The sequence below is a fragment of the Streptomyces rectiviolaceus genome (assembly GCF_039533825.1).
GTDB classification, from domain to species: Bacteria; Actinomycetota; Actinomycetes; order Streptomycetales; family Streptomycetaceae; genus Streptomyces; species Streptomyces rectiviolaceus.
In genome coordinates this window covers 1-22,577 of record NZ_BAAAUG010000025.1, presented here as the reverse complement: position 1 = coordinate 22,577, position 22,577 = coordinate 1, and the positions used below count along the sequence as shown (strand labels likewise).

The 22,577-nt window shown below is 70.0% G+C and carries 18 protein-coding genes; 16 read left to right on the top strand and 2 right to left on the bottom strand.

Annotated features, from left to right (window positions below):
• Nucleotides 1–87 precede the first annotated feature (87 nt).
• Nucleotides 88–2,739 (top strand): valine--tRNA ligase, encoded by a 2,652-nt coding sequence (locus tag ABD378_RS08710; protein ID WP_344519946.1) that lies wholly within the window; start codon nucleotides 88–90, stop codon nucleotides 2,737–2,739.
• On the opposite strand, the gene ABD378_RS08705 is transcribed toward ABD378_RS08710, so the two are convergent.
• Nucleotides 2,740–3,405: a hypothetical protein gene (locus tag ABD378_RS08705; protein WP_344519944.1), complete on the bottom strand. Its 666-nt coding sequence runs from the start codon at nucleotides 3,403–3,405 to the stop codon at nucleotides 2,740–2,742.
• Between the two features lie 120 nt (nucleotides 3,406–3,525).
• On the opposite strand from ABD378_RS08705, the gene ABD378_RS08700 reads away from it, so the two are divergent.
• Nucleotides 3,526–4,686: a sensor histidine kinase gene (locus ABD378_RS08700; protein WP_344519943.1), complete on the top strand. Its 1,161-nt coding sequence runs from the start codon at nucleotides 3,526–3,528 to the stop codon at nucleotides 4,684–4,686.
• A 600-nt stretch (nucleotides 4,687–5,286) separates the two neighbouring features.
• Here the strand turns inward: ABD378_RS08700 and ABD378_RS08695 are convergent.
• Nucleotides 5,287–6,294 carry a rod shape-determining protein gene (locus ABD378_RS08695; protein WP_344519942.1) on the bottom strand — a complete coding sequence of 336 codons (1,008 nt, stop codon included), beginning with the start codon at nucleotides 6,292–6,294 and terminating at the stop codon, nucleotides 5,287–5,289.
• 121 nt (nucleotides 6,295–6,415) lie between these two features.
• Between ABD378_RS08695 and folC the strand changes: the two genes are divergently transcribed.
• The 14 genes from folC to ABD378_RS08625 form a co-directional block, all read left to right on the top strand.
• The gene (gene folC, locus ABD378_RS08690; protein ID WP_344519941.1) at nucleotides 6,416–7,960 is read left to right on the top strand and encodes a bifunctional tetrahydrofolate synthase/dihydrofolate synthase; all 1,545 of its coding nucleotides are present in this window, start codon (nucleotides 6,416–6,418) and stop codon (nucleotides 7,958–7,960) included.
• Nucleotides 7,961–7,965: 5 nt separating this feature from the next.
• Entirely contained in the window at nucleotides 7,966–8,334 is a 369-nt protein-coding gene (locus tag ABD378_RS08685) for a DUF4233 domain-containing protein (RefSeq protein WP_344519939.1), read from the top strand.
• Nucleotides 8,335–8,460: 126 nt separating this feature from the next.
• A complete protein-coding gene (gene ndk, locus ABD378_RS08680; protein ID WP_160505015.1) occupies nucleotides 8,461–8,874 on the top strand; it encodes a nucleoside-diphosphate kinase in 414 nt (137 codons plus the stop codon).
• A gap of 324 nt (nucleotides 8,875–9,198) precedes the next feature.
• Nucleotides 9,199–10,218, top strand: coding sequence for a rod shape-determining protein (locus ABD378_RS08675; protein ID WP_160505014.1), 1,020 nt, complete (start codon nucleotides 9,199–9,201; stop codon nucleotides 10,216–10,218).
• A 230-nt stretch (nucleotides 10,219–10,448) separates the two neighbouring features.
• On the top strand, nucleotides 10,449–11,405 hold the full coding sequence (gene mreC / locus ABD378_RS08670) for a rod shape-determining protein MreC (protein WP_344519938.1): 957 nt from the start codon (nucleotides 10,449–10,451) through the stop codon (nucleotides 11,403–11,405).
• Nucleotides 11,406–11,419: 14 nt separating this feature from the next.
• Complete coding sequence (gene mreD / locus ABD378_RS08665; protein ID WP_344519937.1) at nucleotides 11,420–12,091, top strand: rod shape-determining protein MreD; 672 nt, start codon at nucleotides 11,420–11,422, stop codon at nucleotides 12,089–12,091.
• Between the two features lie 95 nt (nucleotides 12,092–12,186).
• Nucleotides 12,187–14,361, top strand: a complete 2,175-nt coding sequence (gene mrdA, locus ABD378_RS08660) for a penicillin-binding protein 2 (RefSeq protein ID WP_344519936.1) — start codon at nucleotides 12,187–12,189, stop codon at nucleotides 14,359–14,361.
• Entirely contained in the window at nucleotides 14,361–15,563 is a 1,203-nt protein-coding gene (gene rodA, locus ABD378_RS08655; RefSeq protein ID WP_344519934.1) for a rod shape-determining protein RodA, read from the top strand. Before mrdA ends, rodA begins: the two co-directional genes overlap by 1 nt.
• Before the next feature lie 61 nt (nucleotides 15,564–15,624).
• The gene (locus ABD378_RS08650) at nucleotides 15,625–17,262 is read left to right on the top strand and encodes a CYTH and CHAD domain-containing protein (RefSeq protein WP_344519933.1); all 1,638 of its coding nucleotides are present in this window, start codon (nucleotides 15,625–15,627) and stop codon (nucleotides 17,260–17,262) included.
• A gap of 64 nt (nucleotides 17,263–17,326) precedes the next feature.
• Nucleotides 17,327–19,249 (top strand): TIGR03960 family B12-binding radical SAM protein, encoded by a 1,923-nt coding sequence (locus ABD378_RS08645; RefSeq protein WP_344519932.1) that lies wholly within the window; start codon nucleotides 17,327–17,329, stop codon nucleotides 19,247–19,249.
• Nucleotides 19,250–19,816 (top strand): GNAT family N-acetyltransferase, encoded by a 567-nt coding sequence (locus ABD378_RS08640; protein ID WP_344519931.1) that lies wholly within the window; start codon nucleotides 19,250–19,252, stop codon nucleotides 19,814–19,816. It begins immediately after the preceding gene.
• A 37-nt stretch (nucleotides 19,817–19,853) separates the two neighbouring features.
• Entirely contained in the window at nucleotides 19,854–21,185 is a 1,332-nt protein-coding gene (locus tag ABD378_RS08635; RefSeq protein WP_344519930.1) for a hypothetical protein, read from the top strand.
• 46 nt (nucleotides 21,186–21,231) lie between these two features.
• A complete protein-coding gene (locus ABD378_RS08630; RefSeq protein WP_344519929.1) occupies nucleotides 21,232–22,035 on the top strand; it encodes a TIGR03936 family radical SAM-associated protein in 804 nt (267 codons plus the stop codon).
• 236 nt (nucleotides 22,036–22,271) lie between these two features.
• A partial coding sequence (locus tag ABD378_RS08625) for a hypothetical protein (RefSeq protein WP_344519927.1) occupies nucleotides 22,272–22,577 on the top strand: 306 nt, incomplete at its 3' end.

Here is a 22,577-nt window from a genome sequence, read left to right as displayed (position 1 = left end):
GGCAGCGGCGCCGTGTGGCTCCCGGCCGCAACCGTTACTCAAGAATCCGGTTTCGGGACGGGTCTGTGACACCTCTAAACTGGCCCGGTGACCGAGAACACTCAGCAGCAGAATCCAGCGCCCACCACCGAACTGCCGACCCAGTACGCGCCGGCCGAGGTAGAGGGGACGCTGTACGAGCGCTGGGTAGAACGCGGCTACTTCTCCGCCGACGCGGCGAGCGAGAAGCCCCCGTACACCGTCGTCATCCCGCCGCCGAACGTCACGGGCTCCCTGCACCTCGGGCACGCCTTCGAGCACACGCTCATCGACGCCCTCACCCGCCGCAAGCGCATGCAGGGCTTCGAGACGCTGTGGCAGCCGGGCATGGACCACGCGGGCATCGCCACGCAGAACGTCGTCGAGCGCGAGCTCGCCAAGGAGGGCAAGTCCCGCCACGACCTGGGGCGCGAGGAGTTCATCGAGCGCGTCTGGAAGTGGAAGGGCGAGTCCGGCGGGCAGATCTCCGGGCAGATGCGCCGCCTCGGCGACGGCGTCGACTGGTCGCGTGAGCGGTTCACGATGGACGAGGGCCTCTCGCAGTCCGTCCAGACCATCTTCAAGAAGCTCTACGACGACGAGCTGATCTACCGCGCCGAGCGCATCATCAACTGGTGCCCGCGCTGCCTGACCGCGATCTCGGACATCGAGGTCGAGTATCAGGACGACGACGGCGAGCTGGTCTCGCTGAAGTACGGCGACGGGGACGAGGCCGTCGTCGTCGCCACCACCCGCGCCGAGACGATGCTCGGTGACACCGCCATCGCCGTCCACCCCGACGACGAGCGGTACAAGCACCTCGTCGGCAAGCTGATCAAGCTGCCGCTGACCGACCGCTCGATCCCGGTCGTCGCGGACGAGCACGTCGACCCCGAGTTCGGCACGGGCTGCGTCAAGGTGACCCCGGCGCACGACCCGAACGACTTCGAGATCGGCCAGCGCCACGACCTGCCGAACATCGCGGTCATGGACGAGCACGCCGTGATCACGGTTCCGGGCCCCTTCCAGGGGCTCGACCGGCTCGAAGCCCGTAGCGCCATCGTCGGTGCCCTGCGCGCCGAGGGCCGCATCGTCGCCGAGAAGCGTCCGTACTCGCACTCGGTCGGCCACTGCTCGCGCTGCAAGACCACCATCGAGCCGCGCCTGTCGATGCAGTGGTGGGTCAAGGTCGGCCCGCTCGCCAAGGCCGCCGGTGACGCGGTCCGCGACGGCAAGGTCGCCATCCACCCGCAGGAGATGGAGAAGCGCTACTTCGACTGGGTCGACAACCTCCACGACTGGTGCATCTCGCGTCAGCTGTGGTGGGGCCACCGGATCCCGGTCTGGTACGGCCCGAACGGCGAGGTCGTCTGCGTCGGACCCGACGACGAGGCGCCCACCGGCGAGGGCTGGACGCAGGACAGCGACGTCCTCGACACGTGGTTCTCGTCCGGCCTGTGGCCGTTCTCCACGCTCGGCTGGCCGGAGGAGACCGACAGCCTCGCGAAGTTCTATCCGAACTCCGTCCTGGTCACCGGCTACGACATCCTCTTCTTCTGGGTCGCCCGGATGATGATGTTCGGCCTGTACGCGATGGACGGCACCCCGCCGTTCCACACGATCGTGCTGCACGGCATGGTCCGCGACCAGTTCGGCAAGAAGATGTCGAAGTCCTTCGGCAACGCGGTCGACCCGCTGGACTGGATGGACAAGTACGGCTCGGACGCCGTCCGCTTCACGCTCGCCCGCGGCGCCAACCCCGGCGTCGACGTGCCGATCGGCGAGGACTGGGTCCAGGGCTCCCGCAACTTCGCCAACAAGATCTGGAACGCCACGCGCTTCGCGCTGATGAACGGCGCCACGATCGAGGGCGAACTCCCGCCCGTGGAGCAGCAGTCGGCGACGGACCGCTGGATCCTGTCCCGTCTCAACGCGACGGTCGCCGAGGTCGACGCGCTCTACGACGACTACCAATTCGCCAAGCTGTCCGACGCCCTCTTCCACTTCGCGTGGGACGAGGTCTTCGACTGGTACGTCGAGCTGTCCAAGACGACGTTCATGGGCGGCGGCGACGCGGCGAAGGTCTCCGGCCGTGTCCTGGGCGAAGTCCTCGACGTGACGCTGCGCCTCCTGCACCCGATCGTCCCGTTCGTCACGGAGACGCTCTGGACGACCCTCACCGGCCGCGAGTCCCTCGTGATCGCCGAGTGGCCCAAGGCTGTGCTCGTTCCTGGGGCTGACGCCCCGGGCGGCTTCCGTGACGCCGGGGCCGAGCAGGAGATCGAGACGCTTCAGCAGGTCATCACCGAGGTCCGTCGCTTCCGCGCCGACCAGGGTCTGCAGCCGGGCCAGAAGGTCCCGGCCCGCCTCAGCCTGGACGGCACGGCGCTCGCCCCGCACGAGGCGGCCATCCGTCAGCTCCTGCGCCTCCAGCCGGAGGGCGACGGCTTCGCGGCCACCGCCACGCTGCCGGTCTCGGGCGCCACGGTCGCGCTCGACCTGTCCGGCACGATCGACGTCGGGGCGGAGCGCAAGCGCCTGGCCAAGGACCTCGCGGCGGCCGAGAAGGAGAAGGCGCAGGCCACGGCGAAGCTCGGCAACGAGGCGTTCCTGGCGAAGGCGCCGGACAACGTGGTCGACAAGATCCGTGGCCGCCTCGCCAAGGCGGACGCCGACATCAGCCGGCTGCAGGCCCAGCTGGACGGCCTGCCGCAGGCCTAGTCACGCGGTGGGGACAGGGCCCATGGAACCGACCGGTTCCATGGGCCCTGTCCCGTGTTCCGATCCCGTCTCCTGCGCGGGGATGTGCAGCTGCTCGGGGATGCGCAGCCCGAGCCGCACCAGCTCCGCCTCGGCCAGCGCGTCGATGATGTCGGGGTCGCCGCCGCGCCAGCCCTCGGCGAGGCTGCCCGCGGTGGCGTCGGGGAGTTCGTACGCCATCCGCGCGACCTCGTCCAGCGGCCGCAGCAGGGCGCGCAGGGCGAGCAGCTCGCGGCCGTCGTCACTCGCGGCGAGCTCCCGGGCGGCGGCTGCCATCCGGATCCAGCGCAGGCGGCGGGGGAGCCAGCTGCTGAGTACGAGACCGACGGGTACGAGGAAGACGGCGACGGCGCCCACGATCACCGCCGCGCGGACGGTCACCGGGTCCCCGGCTCCGGCGACGTCCGCCGCGGCCCGCAGCGCGGAGTCGACGCGATCACCCACCAGGGGCAGGCGGGAGGGGTCGCCGAGGGGCGGGGGCGGTGCCTCCGGCGTGGGGCGGGTGAGCAGACAGGCCAGCCGGTAGGCGACGACGGCGGCGGCGGTCCACAGCGCGGTCCAGAGCAGGACCGCGCCGTCGCCGAGGAGCTGGCGGGTCCGTCGGCCGGGGTTCTGGGCATACCACATGGTCTGATTTGACCCCCGCGGATGGCCTTTCCGGGACCGCCACGCCGACGTGTCACACTTCACGAAATAAAGGTCATAAGTCCGATGATTCGGGCAGAAAGACCTTGGATGATGGAGGGCATGCACGACCTGCCCGCCGCCGAGGCGTTCCGCCGGGCGACGGCTGCGGGCCGCCGCCTTGCCGGGCGCTGCGCGCGTGCACCCCGGGCGCAGGACGCTCTCACCGCCCTGAGCTGTCTGGCCCTGATGAGCCTGGACATCCCCGGCCTCGCCGAGGCGGACAACTCCCTCAACGGCCCGCTCGCGGCCCTGGTCCTCACCTGCGGCGCGGCATCCCTGCTGCTGCGCCGGTCCGCGCCCTGGGTGACGTTCGCGGTGGCCCTCGCGCTCATCGGCTGGCTGCACGAGCTGACCCTCGCCCAGTTCGCGCTGTACTCCCTGGGCAGATACCGGGGCCGTCTCGCCGGGACGTTCGGCGTGATCGGCTATGTGGCTTTCGCGTACGTGATGTTCACCCTCCCCGGCTGGCCGGCGCACCGCGGTGACACCCTGAGTTCCTTTCTCGGCCTGGTCGTGCCGATCGGGGTGCTCGCCGCGGGGGTCGGGGTCGCGGCCAACCGCCAGGACCTGGTGCGTGCGCTCCAGGCGCAGCGGGCCGAGACGTCCACGCTGCATGCGGTCCAGCAGGAGCGCTCCCGCATCGCACGGGATGTGCACGACTTCGTCGGCCGTGAGCTGACGCTGCTGAGCGTGCGCTCGCAGGTCCTTGCCCGCCGTGCGACGGGCGGGGCCTTCGAGGACGGCTTCGAGGAACTCTCCGAGACGGCGCGGTCGGCACACCGCATGCTGAACGAGATCATCGTGCGGCGGGGCGTGGACGGCGCCCCGACGCCCGGCATCGACGCGCTCCCCGAACTCGCGGAGCGCAGCGAGCGGGCAGGCACGCCGGTGGACCTCCTGATAGACGGGGCGGCCTACCGCCTCTCGCCCATTCGCCAGGCGGCGGTGCACAGGGTGGTGCAGGAGTGCCTGACGAACGCGGCGAAGCATGCGCCCGGGGGGCGGGTGGACGTACGGGTGCAGTTGGCCGACGGCCACCTGCACGTGAACGTCCGCAACGCTCTGCCGGCGGCCGGCCCGGCCCCGGCCCCGGTCTCCGCGGGAACCGGCACCGCGGGCATGTCCGAACGGATCCACACGCTGGGCGGCAGCTTCTCGGCGGGGCCTGGCCAGGGGGCCTACGAAGTCCTGGCCACGCTGCCCGCGGGGGACTTGGCCTGAGGGCCGCTCACCCGCCCCGAACAGGCCTTTCCCGCCCACCCGCCCGTTTACCCCGCATCCGCCTCTGAACGAACAAGCTTTCCCGCCCACCCGCCCGATTGCCCCGCGGTGTCAGGGGGGCGCGTAAGGGAGTGGGGGTGGGCGGGTGATCTGCGTCGTGGGGTGGGGGGGAGGGCGTTCAAGCCTGGGTGGGTGGGCCGTGCGTAGGTGGGTGGGTGGGCCGTGTACGTCGGCAGGTTGCGATGTTCCGCCAGCCACAGAAGCGGGCCCACGACTCATCCGCAGTCGGCGACGCACGCGAGGGGACGTGGCGGTATGTCCGCCCGGAGCACGGTTCGCGGCGCTCCGGGACCGAAGTACCCCCGCGGCCACCGGACGATAGCGAGGACGGACATACCGGCGCGGCACCGTACCCACAGACGGAGACGCGCCGCGGACGGCGATGCTCGCGAGAGGACGTGGCGGTATGTCCGCCCGGAGCACGGTTCGCGGGGCTCCCCAGCCGAAGCAGCCCCGCGGCCACCGGACGATAGCGAGGACGGACATACCGGCGCGGCACCGTACCCACAGACAGACCAGCCCCGCACAGCTCAACAAGCCCTACGCCGCAGACATCACCCGCTCCAACCCGTCAAAGTCCTCCACGCACTTGCCACACCCCAGCGCCACACTGTCCAGCGGGTTGTCCGCCACGAACACCGGGATCCCCGTGGCCGACGCCATGCGGAGGTCCAGGGCCGGGAGCAGCGCGCCCCCGCCCGTCAGGACGATGCCGTGTTCCATGATGTCCCCGGACAGCTCCGGCGGGCACTCCTCCAGCGTCGCCCGCACCGCGGCGATCACCGCCTCCACCGGCTCGTCAAGGGCAGCCCGCACCTCACGCACCGTCAGCTCCACCGTCTTCGGAAGCCCCCGCACCTTCTCCCGCCCCCGCACGGTGAACGTCCTGGACTCCAGCGCATCGTCCCCCGGCACCGGCCACGCCGAGCCGATCGCGACCTTGATGTCCTCGGCGGTCCGCTCACCGATCAGCAGCCCGTGCTCCTTGCGCACGAAGTTGGTGATCGCCTCGTCAAGGCGGTCCCCGCCCACCCGCAGCGACTGCGCCGTGACGATCCCCCCGAGGGAGATGACGGCGACCTCCGTCGTCCCGCCTCCGATGTCGACCACCATCGACCCCCGCGGCTCCGCCACCGGAAGCCCCGCCCCGATCGCCGCGGCCATCGGCTCCTCCACCAGGTGCACCGCGCGGGCCCCCGCCCGCTGCGCCGCGTGCACGATGGCCCGCCGCTCGACCTGCGTGACACCGCTCGGCACGCAGATCACCATCCGCGTACGAGGGCGGCGCCCCGGAACGGCCTTGCGCACGAAGTGCCGGATCATCTCCTCGGCGGCTTCGTAGTCGCTGATCACGCCGCCCCGCAGGGGACGGATCGCGGTGATGGAGCCCGGCGTACGGCCGATCGTCTCCTTGGCCTCCGTACCGACGGCGAGGGCGGTCCGCGCGCCCTCCTTGACGGCGACCACGGACGGCTCGTTGAGCACGATCCCCTGACCGCGGACGTAGAGAAGGGTGTTCGCTGTGCCGAGGTCGATGCCTATGTCCATGATCGCCAAGTTTGCCCGGCGAATCCCCGGATCGGCGGGACTAAAGTCCCGAATCGCCCAGGACTTTAGTCCCGACAGGTCCGGGCGCCGACTGTCACACCCCGTCCGTAGACTGGCGTGCGTGAGTGACCTCCCCCCGCCTGACAGCGAGCACCCCGACCGCGACAACAGCGGCAACAGCGACGACAGCGCTGACCGTTTCGAAGAGATCGTCGAAGCCGAGACCGACCGCGACCCCGACCTCGCCGTGATCGAGGCGGGCAGCCGCACCCTGCGCACCCAGGCGGGCCCGCCCCAGGGCGACATCCCCTCCCGCCCCACCGACCCGGAGGTGGACAAGGCGCTGCGCGAGGTCGAGACCGAGCTCGCGAGCCGCTGGGGAGAGACGAAGCTGGAGCCCTCCGTCAGCCGGATCGCCGCGCTGATGGACGTTCTGGGCGAGCCCCAGCGCGCGTACCCCTCGATCCACATCACCGGCACGAACGGCAAGACGTCCACGGCCCGCATGATCGAGGCCCTGTTCAGCGCCTTCGAGCTGCGCACGGGGCGTTACACCTCGCCGCACGTCCAGTCGATCACCGAGCGGATCAGCCTGGACGGCGCCCCCATCGAGGCCGAGCGCTTCGTGGAGACGTACAACGACATCAAGCCCTACGTAGAGATGGTCGACACCCAGCAGGAGTACAGGCTCTCCTTCTTCGAGGTGCTCACCGGCATGGCGTACGCGGCCTTCGCCGACGCCCCCGTGGACGTCGCCGTCGTAGAGGTCGGCATGGGCGGCAGCTGGGACGCGACGAACGTGATCGACGGATCGGTTGCCGTCGTCACGCCCATCGACCTGGACCACACCGACCGCCTGGGCACCACGCCGGGGGCGATCGCCGCCGAGAAGGCCGGCATCGTCAAGCCGGACGCGACGGTGATCCTCGCCCAGCAGCCGGTGGACGCGGCGCAGGTGCTCCTGAAGAAGGCCGTCGAGGTCGACGCGACGGTGGCCCGCGAGGGCCTGGAGTTCGGCATCGTCTCCCGCGCGATGGCGGTCGGCGGCCAGCTCCTCACCCTGCGCGGCCTCGGCGGGGAGTACGAAGAGATCTTCCTGCCCCTGCACGGCGCGTACCAGGCGCACAACGCCGCCGTCGCGCTCGCCGCGGTGGAGGCGTTCTTCGGCATCGGCTCGCAGCACACGCGCCCGCTCGACATCGACACCATCCGCAAGGCCTTCGCCTCGGTCTCGTCGCCGGGCCGCCTGGAGGTCGTGCGCACCTCGCCGACCGTCGTCCTGGACGCCGCGCACAATCCGGCGGGCGCCCGCGCCACCGCCGAGGCGATCAGCGAGGTCTTCGACTTCAGCAACCTGATCGGCGTGGTCGCGGCGAGCGACGGCAAGGACATGAAGGGGCTGCTCGAAGCCTTCGAGCCGATCTTCGCCGAGGTCGTCATCACGCAGAACTCCAGCCACCGCGCGATGGACGCGGACACGCTGGCCGGGCTCGCCGTCGAGGTCTTCGGCGACGACCGGGTCCAGGTCGAGCCGCGCCTGCCGGACGCCCTCGAGGCCGCGATCACCCTCGCCGAGGAAGAGGGCGAGTACGCGGGCGGCGGCGTCCTGGTCACCGGCTCCGTCATCACGGTCGGCGAGGCCCGACTGCTCCTGGGGAGGGGCTGACTCCTGTGCGTACGCTCTGTGCTTCGACACTGATCGGCGAGTTCTTCGTCATCGGCTTCGCCGGTCTTGTCGCCATGAAGGACCCAGACCTGTCGATGAGCACGGTCTGGACGGTCAGCGGCATCGCGATGCTGTTCTGCGTCCTGCTGTGCGGAATGATCACCAGGCCCGGCGGGGTGCAGTTGGGCTGGGCGCTGCAGATCGCGCTCATCGCGAGCGGCTTCGTCGTGCCGGTCATGTTCTTCATGGGGGCGGTGTTCGCCGCGCTGTGGTGGGCCTCGATCCACTTCGGCCAGAAGATCGACGAGGCGAAGGCCAGGTTCGCGGCGCAGGCGCAGGCGCAGGCGGAGGCCGACGCCGGGGCCGGGGCCTAGGCAGGCCTGGCCTGGCCGGGCATCCGGCCAGGCGGGCTTCCGGGGCCGGAGGTAACGCGGTGTAGTGGGTGCCGGTATCGTGCCGGGCAACCCACACGCTCGTAGAAAAACTGCTTGGAGCCGCACATGACCCAGCGCACTCTCGTCCTGCTCAAGCCCGACACCGTCCGTCGTGGCCTGATCGGCGAGATCATCGGCCGTATCGAGCGCAAGGCGGGCTGGACGATCTCCGCGCTCGAGCTGCGCTCGCTCGACCAGGAGACGCTGGAGCAGCACTACGGCGAGCACAAGGGCAAGCCCTTCTACGAGCCGCTGGTCGACTTCATGTCCTCCGGTCCGGTCGTCGCGCTGGTCGTCGAGGGCGAGCGCGTCATCGAGGGCGTGCGCGCCCTGGCGGGTCCGACCGACCCGATCGCCGCCGCGCCCGGCTCCATCCGTGGCGACTTCGGCACCATCGTCCGGGAGAACCTGATCCACGCGTCGGACTCCGAGGAGTCCGCCGAGCGCGAGCTGAAGATCTTCTTCCCGGGTGTCGTCTGACGTCCGCATGCAGAGACGCGCGTAAAGAGTTCCGTAAAGACTTCTGACACCTAGTCAGCAGGGCACGGCCCTGACCAGGGGTGGCCGAGAAAACCGGCCGCCCCTTGGCATATGCGCCCCAATTGGGGGAACCCGTGCCTCCGATGGCACGTCTCCAAGAGCGAGGCGGCGCATCATCTGCTGACAATGGCGAAGACCCTAGCGCCGTGTTCGTGCAGGCGAGACTACGATGGAAGCCTCCACGCCACACAGCACCCACCTCGCCTACCTAAAAAGCCATCAGAAGCTCCAGGGAAGGCCAGACGCATCCTCATGGGGAACAACATGTCGTTCATCGGCCGTGACATGGCTGTCGACCTCGGGACCGCCAACACGCTGGTGTACGTCAGGGGTCGCGGGATCGTTCTCAACGAACCGTCCGTGGTCGCGATCAACACCAACACCGGTGGCATCCTCGCTGTCGGCGCCGAAGCCAAGAAGATGATCGGTCGCACGCCGGGCAACATCGTTGCCGTGCGACCGCTGAAGGACGGCGTCATCGCCGACTTCGAGATCACCGAGCGAATGCTCCGCTACTTCATCCTGAAGATCCACAAGCGGCGGTACCTCGCCCGCCCGCGTGTGGTCGTCTGTGTGCCCTCCGGTATCACCGGAGTCGAGCGCCGCGCCGTCATCGAGGCCTCCTCGCAGGCCGGCGCCCGCCAGGTGCACATCATCGAGGAGCCCATGGCCGCGGCCATCGGTTCCGGCCTGCCGGTCCACGAGGCCACGGGCAACATGGTCGTCGACATCGGCGGTGGCACCACCGAGGTCGCCGTCATCTCGCTCGGCGGAATCGTCACGGCACAGTCGATCCGTGTCGCGGGCGACGAGCTGGACAACGCGATCATCCAGCACATCAAGAAGGAGTACTCCCTCCTCCTCGGCGAGCGCACGGCCGAGCAGATCAAGATCACCATCGGTTCGGCGTACGACATGGACGCCGACGAGCACACCGAGATCCGCGGCAGGGACCTGGTCTCCGGGCTGCCCAAGACCGTCGTCATCTCCGCCGCCGAGGTCCGCAAGGCCATCGAGGAGCCGGTCAACGCGATCGTGGACGCGGTCAAGACGACCCTCGACAAGTGCCCGCCGGAGCTCTCCGGTGACGTGATGGACCGCGGCATCGTTCTCACAGGAGGCGGCGCCCTGCTGCGCGGCCTCGACGAGCGCCTTCGTCGTGAGACGGGCATGCCGATCCACATCGCCGAGGACCCGCTGGACAGCGTGGCGCTCGGCTCCGGCAAGTGTGTCGAGGAGTTCGAGGCGCTCCAGCAAGTGCTCGACGCGTCACCGCGCCGCTGAGGGTGGCGCGAACCCGCTGAAAGGGTGTCCGCCGTACGAGTGCCTGTCACCTCGTGCGGCGGATCATTGATATAGAGGGCTCAGAAGACAACGCACAACAAGGGCAAGGCATAACAATTCCGCGGCGTCCGCAGACGCCGCGGAATCGGATTGTTTAGATTTGCTCCTACATACGCACAGTTGCTCAGAATTCCAAGGATTTCCAACTGAGGAAGGCACGGCCGCCGCACGTGAGGGACACACGAGAGAGCCGGCTGCTCCTGGTGCTGCTGATCGCCATCGCGTTCGCTTTGATCACGGTGGACATCCGTGGTGGCGAGGACTCGCCGGTCGACGGTGCCCGCCGGGCCGCCGCCACGGTCTTCGGCCCGGTCGAGAACGGCGTGTCGTCCGCCGTCGACCCGATCGGCAACGCCATCGGCGCGGTACGGGACTCCGGCGACCGGCATGACCGGATCGCCGAACTCACGCGGCAGAACGCCGCGTTGAAGGCGAAGCTCGGCAGCGACGACCGCAACCGCAGCCGGGTCAGACAGCTGGACAGCATGCTCAAGAGCGCCGGTGCCGGTCAGTACGGCATCAAGGGCGCCGAGGTCATCGGCATAGGAGCGGCCCAGGGCTTCTCCTGGACCGTCACGATCGACGCGGGCGCCAACGACGGACTAAAGCGCGACATGACCGTCCTGAACGGCGACGGCCTGGTCGGCCGCGTCACCACGGTCGGCCCGAGCACCGCGACCGTCCTGCTCGCCAACGACCCCGACTTCACCGTCGGCACCCGCATGGAGAGGACCGACGAGCTCGGCTTCGCCACCGGACAGGGCGACCGCCCGCTCTCGGTACAGATGCTCAACGGCAAGGCGAAGATCAAGAAGGGCGACCGCCTGGTCACCTTCGGCTCGCAGAAGGACAAGCCGTTCGTGCCGGGCGTGCCGGTCGGCCAGGTCGTCCGCGTCGACCCCTCGGGCGGTGACCTGACGCGCAACATCTACATCAAGCCGTACGTCGGCTTCACCAAGCTGGACATCGTCGGCGTCGTCGTCGAAGCGCCCCGCGAGGACCCGCGCGACACGGTACTGCCGAAGAAGCCCGCCAAGCCGAAGCCGACCCCGACGGTGACCGTGACGGCCACCCCGTCAGGACAGCCCCCGGCCGACGGCGTCGACAACGGCAACGACGAGCAGTAGGAGCACCGGACCCCATGCGCTTCAACCGAATCCTGCTCTCCACCACCCTGGTCATCGTCGCCCTGGTCATCCAGGTCAGCGTCCTGGCCAGGCTGCAACTGCCGGGCGCGGTACCGGACCTGGTGCTGCTCACGGTGCTCGGCCTCGCCCTGGTCTACGGCCACGTCGGCGGCGCCCTCGTCGGCTTCGGCGCCGGACTGCTCGCGGACCTGGCACCACCGGCCGACCACGCGGCCGGGCGCTACGCCCTGGTCCTGTGCGTCGTCGGCTACCTCGCGGGCCTTGCCAAGCCGGAGACCGGACGGCTCAGGTCCGCCACCGGGCCGCTCGTCGTGGTCGTCGGCGCCGCCATCGGGTCGACGCTGCTGTACGCGGGCGTGGGCGCCCTCGTCGGGGACACCGCCGCCCGCCATGTGGGCCTGGGCGGGCTCCTCTTCACGGCTGCCCTGTACGACCTGCTGCTCGCGCCGTTCACGGTGCCGCTGATCATCGCGCTCGCCCGCAGAGCCGAGAACGACCCACTGGGGGAGACCTCTCCCGCCAACAAGGCCACGGACGTCGCGTCCGGCTGGCTGTCCTCCGGCACCGGCCTGCGCATCGGCAACCAGCGCGGCGGCCTGCGGATGAAGGCGGCCAAGGCCCGCGTCGCGCGCGCCGGACGCATCAAGGGGGTCAAGCGCCTGTGACCGCAGCGCAGTTGGCCTCGTACACGACCGGCCGGGCACACAGGCCGGTCGTGTACACGTACTACTCGTACACACACTGAGAGGGGGAGAAAACAGTGACCAACATCCCCGAGACCGGGCGGACCCCACGGGTTCAGATCCGCCTCATCGTCATCCAGATCCTCGTACTCTCCCTCCTCCTCACCCTCGGCGGCCGACTCTGGTACCTCCAGATCCGCAACGGTGAGGAGTACGCCGAGGAGGCCTCCGGCAACCACGTCCAGCAGGTCGTCGACCCCGCCGTGCGCGGCTCGATTCTCGACGCCCGCGGCGTGCCGATCGCCGACAACGAGACCCGTCTGGTCGTCTCCGCGTCCCGCACGGACCTGATGAAGATGAAGGACGACGGCAAGGCGGCCCTCGCCAAGCTCGCCGACGTCCTCGGCATGACGGCCAAGGAAGTCTCCGACAAGGTCCGGCTCTGCGACTCCAAGACGCCGCAGCCCTGCTGGAACGGCTCGCCCTACCAGCCGATCCCGATCACGGACGAGGCCTCGCCCAAGCAGGCCCTCCAGATCCGCGAACGCGCCGAGGACTTCCCTGGCATCACCGCCGAGCCCACCGCCGTACGCCGCTATCCCGCGCCCGGCAAGTCCAACACCGCGCAGGTGCTCGGCTACCTCTCGCCAGTCACCGACGAGGAGATCACCAAGGCCGAGCACACCGACTCGCCGTTCCTCCGCTCCGACCAGGTCGGCCGCTCCGGCCTCGAGCGGACCTACGACGCGCAGCTGCGCGGCAAGGCGGGCGTCACCCGCTACGAGGTCGACAACCTCGGCCGCGTCATCGGCAAGGCCAAGGACGACCCGGCCGAGCCCGGCGCGAACGTCGTCACCAGCATCGACGCGCGCGTGCAGGCGCTGTCCGAGTACTGGCTGAACGACGCGATGAAGAAGGCGCGCCAGGAGTTCGACAAGAACACCAACGAGAACTACAAGGCCGACGCGGGCGCCGTCGTCGTCATGGAGAACAAGACCGGACGCATCGTCTCCATGGCGTCCAACCCGAACTACGACCCGAACGCCTGGGTCGGCGGAATCTCCGGCAAGGACTACTCGCAGCTCACCGGCAAGAAGTCCAACTACCCGCTCCTGAACCGCGCCATCCAGGGCCAGGCGGCCCCCGGCTCGATCTTCAAGGTCATCCCGACCACCGCGGCCGTCAACGCGGGCTACGACTTCAACGGGCGCTACCCCTGCCCCAGCTCGTACTCCATCGGCGGCCAGACCTTCAAGAACTTCGAGTCCCAGGGCCACGGCAGCATCACCCTCGGCCAGGCCCTCGAGGTCTCCTGCGACACCGTCTTCTACAAGCTCTCGCACGACCAGTGGGCCAAGGACGGCGGCAACAAGCCGAAGAAGGACGCCAAGGACTGGTTCTACAGGACGGCCCACCAGTTCGGCCTCGGCAAGGAGACCGGCATCGACCTGCCGAACGAGGTCACAGGCCGCGTCCCGGACCGCCAGTGGAAGAAGGACTACTGGAAGGCCAACAAGGACGGCTGGTGCAAGCAGGGCAAGAAGGGCGGCGACTACGTCGAGCAGATCGCGTACGAGAACTGCCTCGAAGGCATGAAGATGCGCGCCGGTGACTCCGTCAACTACTCCATCGGACAGGGCGACACCCTCGTCACCCCGATACAGATGGCGACGATCTACTCCGCCATCGCCAACGGCGGCACCCTCTACGACCCCACCGTCGGCAAGGCGATCATCAGCGCCGACGGCAAGCAGGTCCAGGAGCTCAAGCCCAAGTCGCACGGCAAGCTGCCGATGAACGAGAAGACGCGCGCCGACATAGACGGTGCGCTCGCCGACGTGGCGACCAAGGGAACGGCCGCCTGGCGCTTCGGCGGCTGGCCGCAGGACAAGATCCCGATGCACGCCAAGACGGGTACGGCGGAGGTCCACGGCAAGCAGACCACCTCGTGGTTCGCGACGTACACCAAGGACTACTCGATCGTGATGACGATCTCCCAGGGCGGTACGGGTTCCGGAGCCTCGGGACCCGCTGTCCGCAAGATCTACGACGGTATCTACGGCCTGGATGACAGCGGCAAGCAGGACCTCAAGAAGGCCCTGCTGCCCGAGCCGGAGAAGAACCTGCCGAAGATCGAGACCGACGGCTCGATCGACTCCCCGAAGATCAAGCCGTTCAAGCCCGAGGCCCCCAAGCCGCCGCAGGAGCAGCAGGAACTGGCGGGCGCTCCCGCCAACGGGAGGCGCGACTAGTGGCCGGGAACAATGGCTTCTCCGTCTCCGGGTATGGGCCCGAGCGCTCGTCGATGTCGGCCCGCCTGTTCGCCCGCGACTCGCTGGTGCGCAGGATGGACTGGCCGATACTGCTCGCGGCGCTCGCGCTCTCCGCGATCGGCTCCGCGCTCGTCTACTCGGCGACACGCAACCGCACCGAGCTGGTCGGCGACGACCCGTACTCCTTCCTGTTCAAGCACGTCCTGAACACCGGCATCGGCATCGCCCTGATGGCGGGCACGGTGTGGCTGGGCCACCGGACGCTGCGCACGGCCGTGCCGATCCTCTACGGCATCTCCGTCTTCCTCGTCCTGCTCGTCCTCACCCCGCTCGGCGCGACGATCAACGGCGCGCACGCGTGGATCGTGATCGGCGGCGGCTTCTCGCTGCAGCCGTCCGAGTTCGTGAAGATCACGATCATCCTGGGCATGGCGATGCTGCTCGCGGCACGGGTGGACGCGGGCGACCGGGCCCACCCCGACCACCGCACGGTCCTGCAGGCCCTCGGCCTGGCCGCCGTACCGATACTGATCGTGCTCCTCATGCCCGACCTCGGGTCGGTCATGGTGATGGCGATGATCGTGCTCGGCGTGCTGCTCGCATCGGGTGCCTCCAACCGCTGGGTCTTCGGACTCCTCGGCACGGGCGCGGCCGGCGCGATCGCCGTCTGGCAGCTCGGCATCCTCGACGACTACCAGATCGCCCGCTTCGCGGCCTTCGCCAACCCCGCGCTCGACCCGGCGGGCGTCGGCTACAACACCAACCAGGCGCGCATCGCGATCGGTTCCGGCGGTCTGTCGGGCACCGGCCTCTTCAAGGGCTCGCAGACCACAGGGCAGTTCGTGCCCGAGCAGCAGACGGACTTCGTGTTCACCGTCGCGGGCGAGGAGCTCGGCTTCGCGGGCGCGGGGCTCATCCTGGTCCTGCTCGGCATCCTGCTCTGGCGGGCCTGCCGCATCGCGCGCGAGACGACCGAGCTGTACGGCACGATCGTCGCGGCCGGGATCATCGCCTGGTTCGCCTTCCAGTCCTTCGAGAACATCGGGATGACGCTCGGCATCATGCCGGTGGCCGGACTGCCACTGCCCTTCGTCTCGTACGGAGGGTCATCGATGTTCGCGGTCTGGGTGGCCGTCGGCCTGCTCCAGTCGATCAAGGTGCAGCGTCCGATGTCGGCCTAGCCACGCCCCCGGGGCGTCTGGGGGACTGCCCAGCGCCCCGGATCCCGTCTAGATTCGGTTCATGGCGGAGACGAAGCGGGAGATCGAGCGGAAGTACGACGTCGGGGCGGACGTGGAGCTGCCTGACCTCACCGGTGTCGCCGGGATCGCGGACGTCGTCCACAAAGGCGTCGTCGAACTGGACGCCACCTACTGGGACACCTCCGACCAGCGTCTGGCCGCCTCCTCCGTCACCTTGCGCCACCGCACCGGCGGCGACGACGCGGGCTGGCACCTGAAGCTGCCGGTGGCGCTCGCGGAGGGGGTGCGGGACGAGATCCACGCGCCGCTCTCGGACGACGTACCCCGCTCGCTGCTCGCCCTCGTGCGCTCGCGCGTACGCGGCGCCGAACTGATCCCCGTCGTCCGCCTGCTGTCCGCCCGGGAGCTGCGCCACCTCGTCGACGCGCGGGGCGCCCTGCTTGCCGAGGTCAGCATCGACGGGGTACGGGCCGAGCGGCTCACCGGGGACGCCGCCACGGCGGAGTGGTCCGAGGTCGAGGTGGAACTGGCGGACGACGGCGACCCCGCGCTGCTCGACAAGGTCGAGAAGAAGCTGAAGAAGGCGGGCGTGCGGCGCTCCGCGGCGGCCTCGAAGCTGAGCAGGGCGCTGGCGGAGACGGAGCTCCAGCAGAGCGTGCCCCAGGAGATCCCGGCCAGGACCGGGAAGGGCAACAAGGGCAACAAGGGCAACAAGACCGCCAAGGCCGACGAGAAGGCGGGCAAGAGCCAGGCCGTGGCGCAGGCCGTGAAGGAGGCCGTCGGCGACGGGGAAGGGACCGCGGGCGACCACATCCTGGCCTACCTCCGCACCCAGCGCGACGCGCTCGTCGCCCTCGACTCCGACGTCCGCCGCGACCTGCCGGACTCCGTGCACCAGATGCGGGTCGCCACGCGGCGGATGCGCAGCGCCTTCAAGTCGTTCCGCAAGATCCTGGACCGCACCGTCACCGACCCGGTCGGCGACGAGCTGAAGTGGCTCGCGGGTGAGCTGGGCGTCGACCGCGACCAGGAGGTTCTGACCGAGCGGCTGACCTCCCACATCGCCGCCGTGCCGCGCACCCTGCTCCTGGGCCCCGTCCGCGGACGACTGCGCATCTGGTCCGTCGCCCGCCGCAGCGGATCCCGGCGCAGGACCGTCGCCGTGCTCGACGGAAAGCGCTACCTCGCGCTCCTGGAGTCCGTGGACGCCCTGCTCGCCGACCCCCCGCTGCGCCCGGCGGCCGCCGCGCCCGTGGCCAAGGCGCTCCCCAAGGCCATGCTCAAGGACTACGGCCGCCTCGCGACCCGCGTCGAGCACGCCCTCGAACTGGCCCCGGGCGAGCAGCGGGACGTGGCCATGCACGAGGCCCGCAAGGCCGCCAAGCGCGCCCGGTACGCGGGCGAGGCGGCGACACCCGCGCTCGGCAAGCCCGCCAAGCGATTCGCCAAGCGGATGAAGGCCGTCCAGGGCGTGCTCGGCGACCACCAGGACAGCGTCGTCGCCCGTGACGCGCTGCGGCACCTGGCGATCCAGGCCCACGCGGCGGGCGAGACCGCCTTCACCTGGGGACTCCTGTACGGCGAGGAGGAGGCGGCAGCGGCGGACCGTGAGCGGGAGCTGCCGGAGGTGTGGGCCAAGGCGTCCAAGGGGAAACTGCGGGCGGCTCTGGGCGGCTGAGTGCCGGGGTACGCTTGATGGTCACCCCTGCCAGCCCATGAGAACCCTGCCGAAAGACGCTGTGATGCCTGTCGAGTCCGTCTTCCCACGCCTGGAAGCGCTTCTCCCGCACGTCCAGAAGCCCATTCAGTACGTCGGCGGAGAGCTCAATTCCACCGTCAAGGACTGGGACGCGTGTGACGTCCGCTGGGCGCTCATGTACCCCGACGCGTACGAGGTCGGGCTGCCCAACCAGGGCGTCATGATCCTCTACGAGGTACTGAACGAGCGCGAGGGCGTCCTCGCCGAGCGCACGTACAGCGTCTGGCCCGACCTCGAAGAGCTGATGCGGGAGCACAAGGTCCCGCAGTTCACCGTGGACAGCCACCGCCCCGTCGGCGCCTTCGACGTGTTCGGGCTCAGCTTCTCCACCGAGCTCGGCTACACGAACATGCTCACCGCCCTGGACCTCGCGGGCATCCCGCTGGAGTCCAAGGACCGCACGATCGACGACCCGATCGTCCTCGCCGGAGGCCACGCGGCCTTCAACCCCGAGCCGATCGCGGAGTTCATCGACTGCGCGGTCATCGGCGACGGCGAGCAGGCCGTGCTCGACATGACGGCGATCATCCGCGAGTGGAAGGCCGAGGGCCGCCCCGGCGGCCGCGAGGAAGTCCTCTTCCGGCTCGCGCGGACCGGTTCGGTGTACGTCCCCGGGTTCTACGACGTCGAGTACCTCCCGGACGGGCGGATCGGCCGCGTCGTACCGAACAAGTCCGGTGTCCCGTGGCGCGTGTCCAAGCACACCGTCATGGACCTGGACGAGTGGCCCTACCCCAAGCAGCCCCTCGTGCCGCTCGCGGAGACCGTCCACGAGCGCATGTCCGTCGAGATCTTCCGCGGCTGCACCCGCGGCTGCCGCTTCTGCCAGGCCGGCATGATCACGCGTCCCGTGCGGGAGCGAAGCATCACCGGCATCGGCGACATGGTGGAGAAGGGCCTCAAGGCGACCGGCTTCGAAGAGGTCGGCCTGCTCTCCCTCTCCTCCGCGGACCACACGGAGATCGCGGACGTAGCCAAGGGCCTCGCGGACCGGTACGAGGAAGACAAGATCGGCCTCTCCCTGCCCTCGACCCGCGTCGACGCCTTCAACATCGACCTCGCGAACGAGCTGACGAGGAACGGCCGTCGGTCGGGTCTGACGTTCGCCCCCGAGGGCGGCAGCGAGCGGATGCGGAAGGTCATCAACAAGATGGTCTCCGAAGAGGACCTGATCCGCACCGTCGCGACCGCGTACGGCAACGGCTGGCGCCAGGTCAAGCTGTACTTCATGCTCGGCCTGCCCACCGAGACCGACGAGGACGTCCTGCAGATCGCGGACATGGCGGCGAACGTCATCGCCAAGGGCCGCGAGGTCGCGGGCAACGACATCCGCTGCACTGTCTCCATCGGCGGCTTCGTGCCCAAGCCGCACACGCCCTTCCAGTGGGCCCCGCAGCTGTCGTCCGAGGAGACGGACGCCCGCCTCGCGAAGCTGCGCGACAAGATCCGCGGCGACAAGAAGTACGGCCGCTCCATCGGCTTCCGCTACCACGACGGCAAGCCCGGCATCGTCGAGGGCCTGCTCTCGCGCGGTGACCGCCGCATCGGCTCGGTCATCCGCGCCGTGTACGAGGACGGCGGCCGATTCGACGGCTGGCGCGAGCACTTCAGCTACGACCGCTGGATGGCCTGCGCCGAGAAGACGCTGCCCGACTTCGGTGTGGACGTCGACTGGTACACGACGCGTGAGCGCACGTACGAGGAGGTCCTGCCCTGGGACCACCTGGACTCCGGTCTCGACAAGGACTGGCTCTGGGACGACTGGCAGGACTCGCTCGACGAGACCGAGGTCGAGGACTGCCGCTGGACCCCGTGCTTCGACTGCGGCGTCTGCCCGCAGATGCAGACCGAGATCCAGATCGGCCCGACCGGCAAGAAGCTCCTTCCTCTGTCGGTAGTGAAGTAAGTGACGCGGCGCGAGCCGGTGGACGGGGCGGGCCCCCAACTCGCCCTGCCCACCGGCCTCGTGCATCTCTCCTTCATCGCAGCGATGGAGGAGTTTCGCGCCGAGGGGCGAGGCGGCGACGACGACGACACGACGCTCGGCCGCACCCTGCGCGACTACGGCGACAAGTGGCACGACCCGGTGGTCTTCGAGCGCTACGTCGCCGAGGTCCGCGCCGCCACGTATCCGGCCGAGCCGCTCTCCGTCCCCGTGACGACCCTCTGGTACGCGGACGGCGCCGACTACTTCGGCCGCATCGCCATCCGGCACAACGTCAACACGCGCTTCCTGCGTGAGTACGGCGGCCACATCGGCTACGACGTACGCCCCACCGCTCGCAGACGCGGCCACGCCACGGCGATGCTGATCGGCTCCCTGCCGTACGCCCGTGCGCTGGGCCTCGTATCGGTCCTGGTCACCTGCGACACCGACAACACCGGTTCGCGCAAGGTGATCGAGGCCGCGGGCGGCGCCTTCGAGGACGAACGCGGCGGAAAGCTGCGTTACTGGATCCCGACCGGCGCCTGACCGAACCAGCACCCGCCACTGACGCGTCTAGGACGACATGGACCTGGAAAAGCGGCCTCCGCTGCACAAGCACGAGCCGGAGCAGCCGCTCACCGCACCACCGCCGCAGCCACATCCACAGCCGCAGGCCGAGGGCTGTCTCGCCGTCGCGATCCGCATTCCGGTGCGGATCGTGGTGCTCGTCCTCGTCGTGCCGGTACGCCTGGTGTGGGACGCGCTCGCCGTGTGCGGCCGCTTTCTGTACTTCCGGGGGCTGCGGCCCGTGGGGCGTGCGCTCGGCGCCGCTCTGGGGTGGCTGCTCAAGGCGGTGTTCGTGTGGCCGTGGGTGGGGCTGTGGCGGTATGTGCTCGTGCCCGTGGGCCAGGGCCTCGCCTGGCTCGGGCGCGTGCTGGTCGTCGTGCCCGCCGTGTGGCTTTACACGTCCGTGCTCACGCCGATCGGGCACGGCATCGCCTGGCTGTGCAGGGGAGTTGGGCGCGGCGTCGGGTGGCTGGGGCGGACGCTCGTCGTGGTCCCCGCCGTGTGGCTCTACACCTCCGTGCTGACGCCGATCGGCCACGCGATCACCTGGCTGGCGCGGGGCATCGCGGCCGGAGCCTCGGTGGCCGGGCGCGGCATCGGCGCCGCTCTGGTGTGGCTGCTCAAGGCGGTGTTCGTGTGGCCGTGGGTGGGGCTTTGGCGGTATGTGCTCGTGCCCGTGGGCCAGGGTCTCGCCTGGCTCGGGCGCGTGCTGGTCGTCGTGCCCGCCGTGTGGCTTTACACGTCCGTGCTCACCCCCATCGGGCATGCCATCGCCTGGCTGCTGAGGGGGATCGGGGCCGGGGTCAGCTGGCTGCTGCGGGGGATCGGGACGGTGCTCGGCACCTTGGGCCGCTGGATCTTCGTCGTGCCCGCCGTCGCCCTGTGGCGCTGGGTGCTCGCGCCGATCGGGCGCGGGATCGCAGTCGTCGTACGCGAGATCGGTGCCGCGTTCGGACACGCCTGGCGTATCGCCGGGTATGTGTCGCTTGCCGTGGGCCGCTTCCTCGGGCGGCTCCTGCGGTGGCTCTTCGTCGACCCGGTGCGCTGGGTCTACCGCACGGTCCTCACTCCCGTGGGGCACGCGGTGCGTGACGGGGTCTGGCGGCCCGCCGCCCGGGCCGTGAAGGACGCGGGCCGCGCCACCCGGCAGGCCATCGCCGCGGCCCGCCAGAGCATGCGGGACGCGCGTGCCGACGTACGGCGCATGCTGTTCGGGGCGCCGAAGGAACGGGCCCCCGTGGGGGCGGTCCCGATGGAGCCCGCGCCGGTGCCCGTGGCCCGGCGGGAACCGGACACGCCCGGGACACGTACTCTAGGTAGCAGTACGACCGCACTCACGAAGGACTAGAACACTGGGCAAGCGACAGCCCGAAGGCCCGCCGCCCGCTCCCGCGGTGCAGCGCATCCGACTGCGCTACACCAAGCGCGGCCGCCTCCGGTTCACCAGCCACCGTGACTTCCAGCGCGCTTTCGAGCGGGCGCTGCGCCGCGCCGACGTGCCCATGGCGTACTCGGCGGGGTTCACTCCGCACCCGAAGGTGTCGTACGCCAATGCCGCACCCACCGGCACGGGCAGTGAGGCCGAGTACCTGGAGATCGCGCTCACCGAGCCGCGTGACCCCGACAAGCTGCGCGAGCTGCTCAACGAGTCGATGCCCACCGGCCTCGACATCGTGGACGCCGTCGAGTCCCGCACCTCGGGACTCGCCGACCGGCTCACCGGGTCCATCTGGGAGCTGCGCCTGACCGGCGTGGAGCCCGCGGACGCCGAGCGTGCCGCCGAGGCCTTCCGGGCCGCGGAGACCGTCGAGGTCCAGCGCCGCGCGAAGAACGGCATGCGGACCTTCGACGCCCGCGAGGCCGTCGTGAGTCTTGAGACGATCGCCTCCGACGAGGCGATCAGTCACGACGCTGATAGGCCGACCGACCAGCCCTGTGCGATACTGCGGCTGGTTGTTCGGCACGTGACACCTGCCGTACGACCCGACGACGTCCTGTCCGGTCTTCGAGCTGTGGCCGACCTGGCGCCGCCGGTCGCCGCAGCGGTGACCAGGCTGGCGCAGGGGCTTCTTGACGACGAGACCGGCACGGTGACCGACCCGCTCGCGCCCGACCGCGAGGCAGCCACGGCCCCACTTGAGAACCAAGGGGTCGACGCAGCCGCCGCGAAGGTGCCGGCGACGGAAGGTCCCGCGTAGGGATGAGCGTCGTAGCGCCGCCCTTGTACTCGGGAGCCACCTGGGTCGGGCAGCGCACTGACCGAGACTTTCGCCAGGCCGTCCGCATTTGGGCGTACGGAACCGGCGAGACAGACACATAGAGCTCCCGTGCGGCGCCCACGCCCCCGGATGGCGGCCCCGCGTAGGTGAGCGAGGGCCGCGGACATCACCGGACCAGGCGCGGCGCCCGGGAGCGTGACGGGAGAACCGCCCGCATGCTTGAGCCGAACGAACCCACTGAGGGCTCGGACAACAACACACCCAGCGACACCCTGCCGCCGCGCCGCAGGCGCCGTGCGGCGTCGCGTCCCGCGGGTCCGCCCGTGGGCGCCACCGCAGACACTGAGGGCACCGTAGGCACCGAGGGCGCTGTGCCGGCCATACCGGCCACCCCCGCCGCCGAAGAGCCCGCCGAGGCCGTCGCTCCGGAGCCGGAACCGGCTGAGGAAGCCGCTCCCGCCCCGCGCACGCGCCGTCGTGCCACCCGTCGCGCCTCGGCTCCCGCCGGTGCGCCGCAGGGT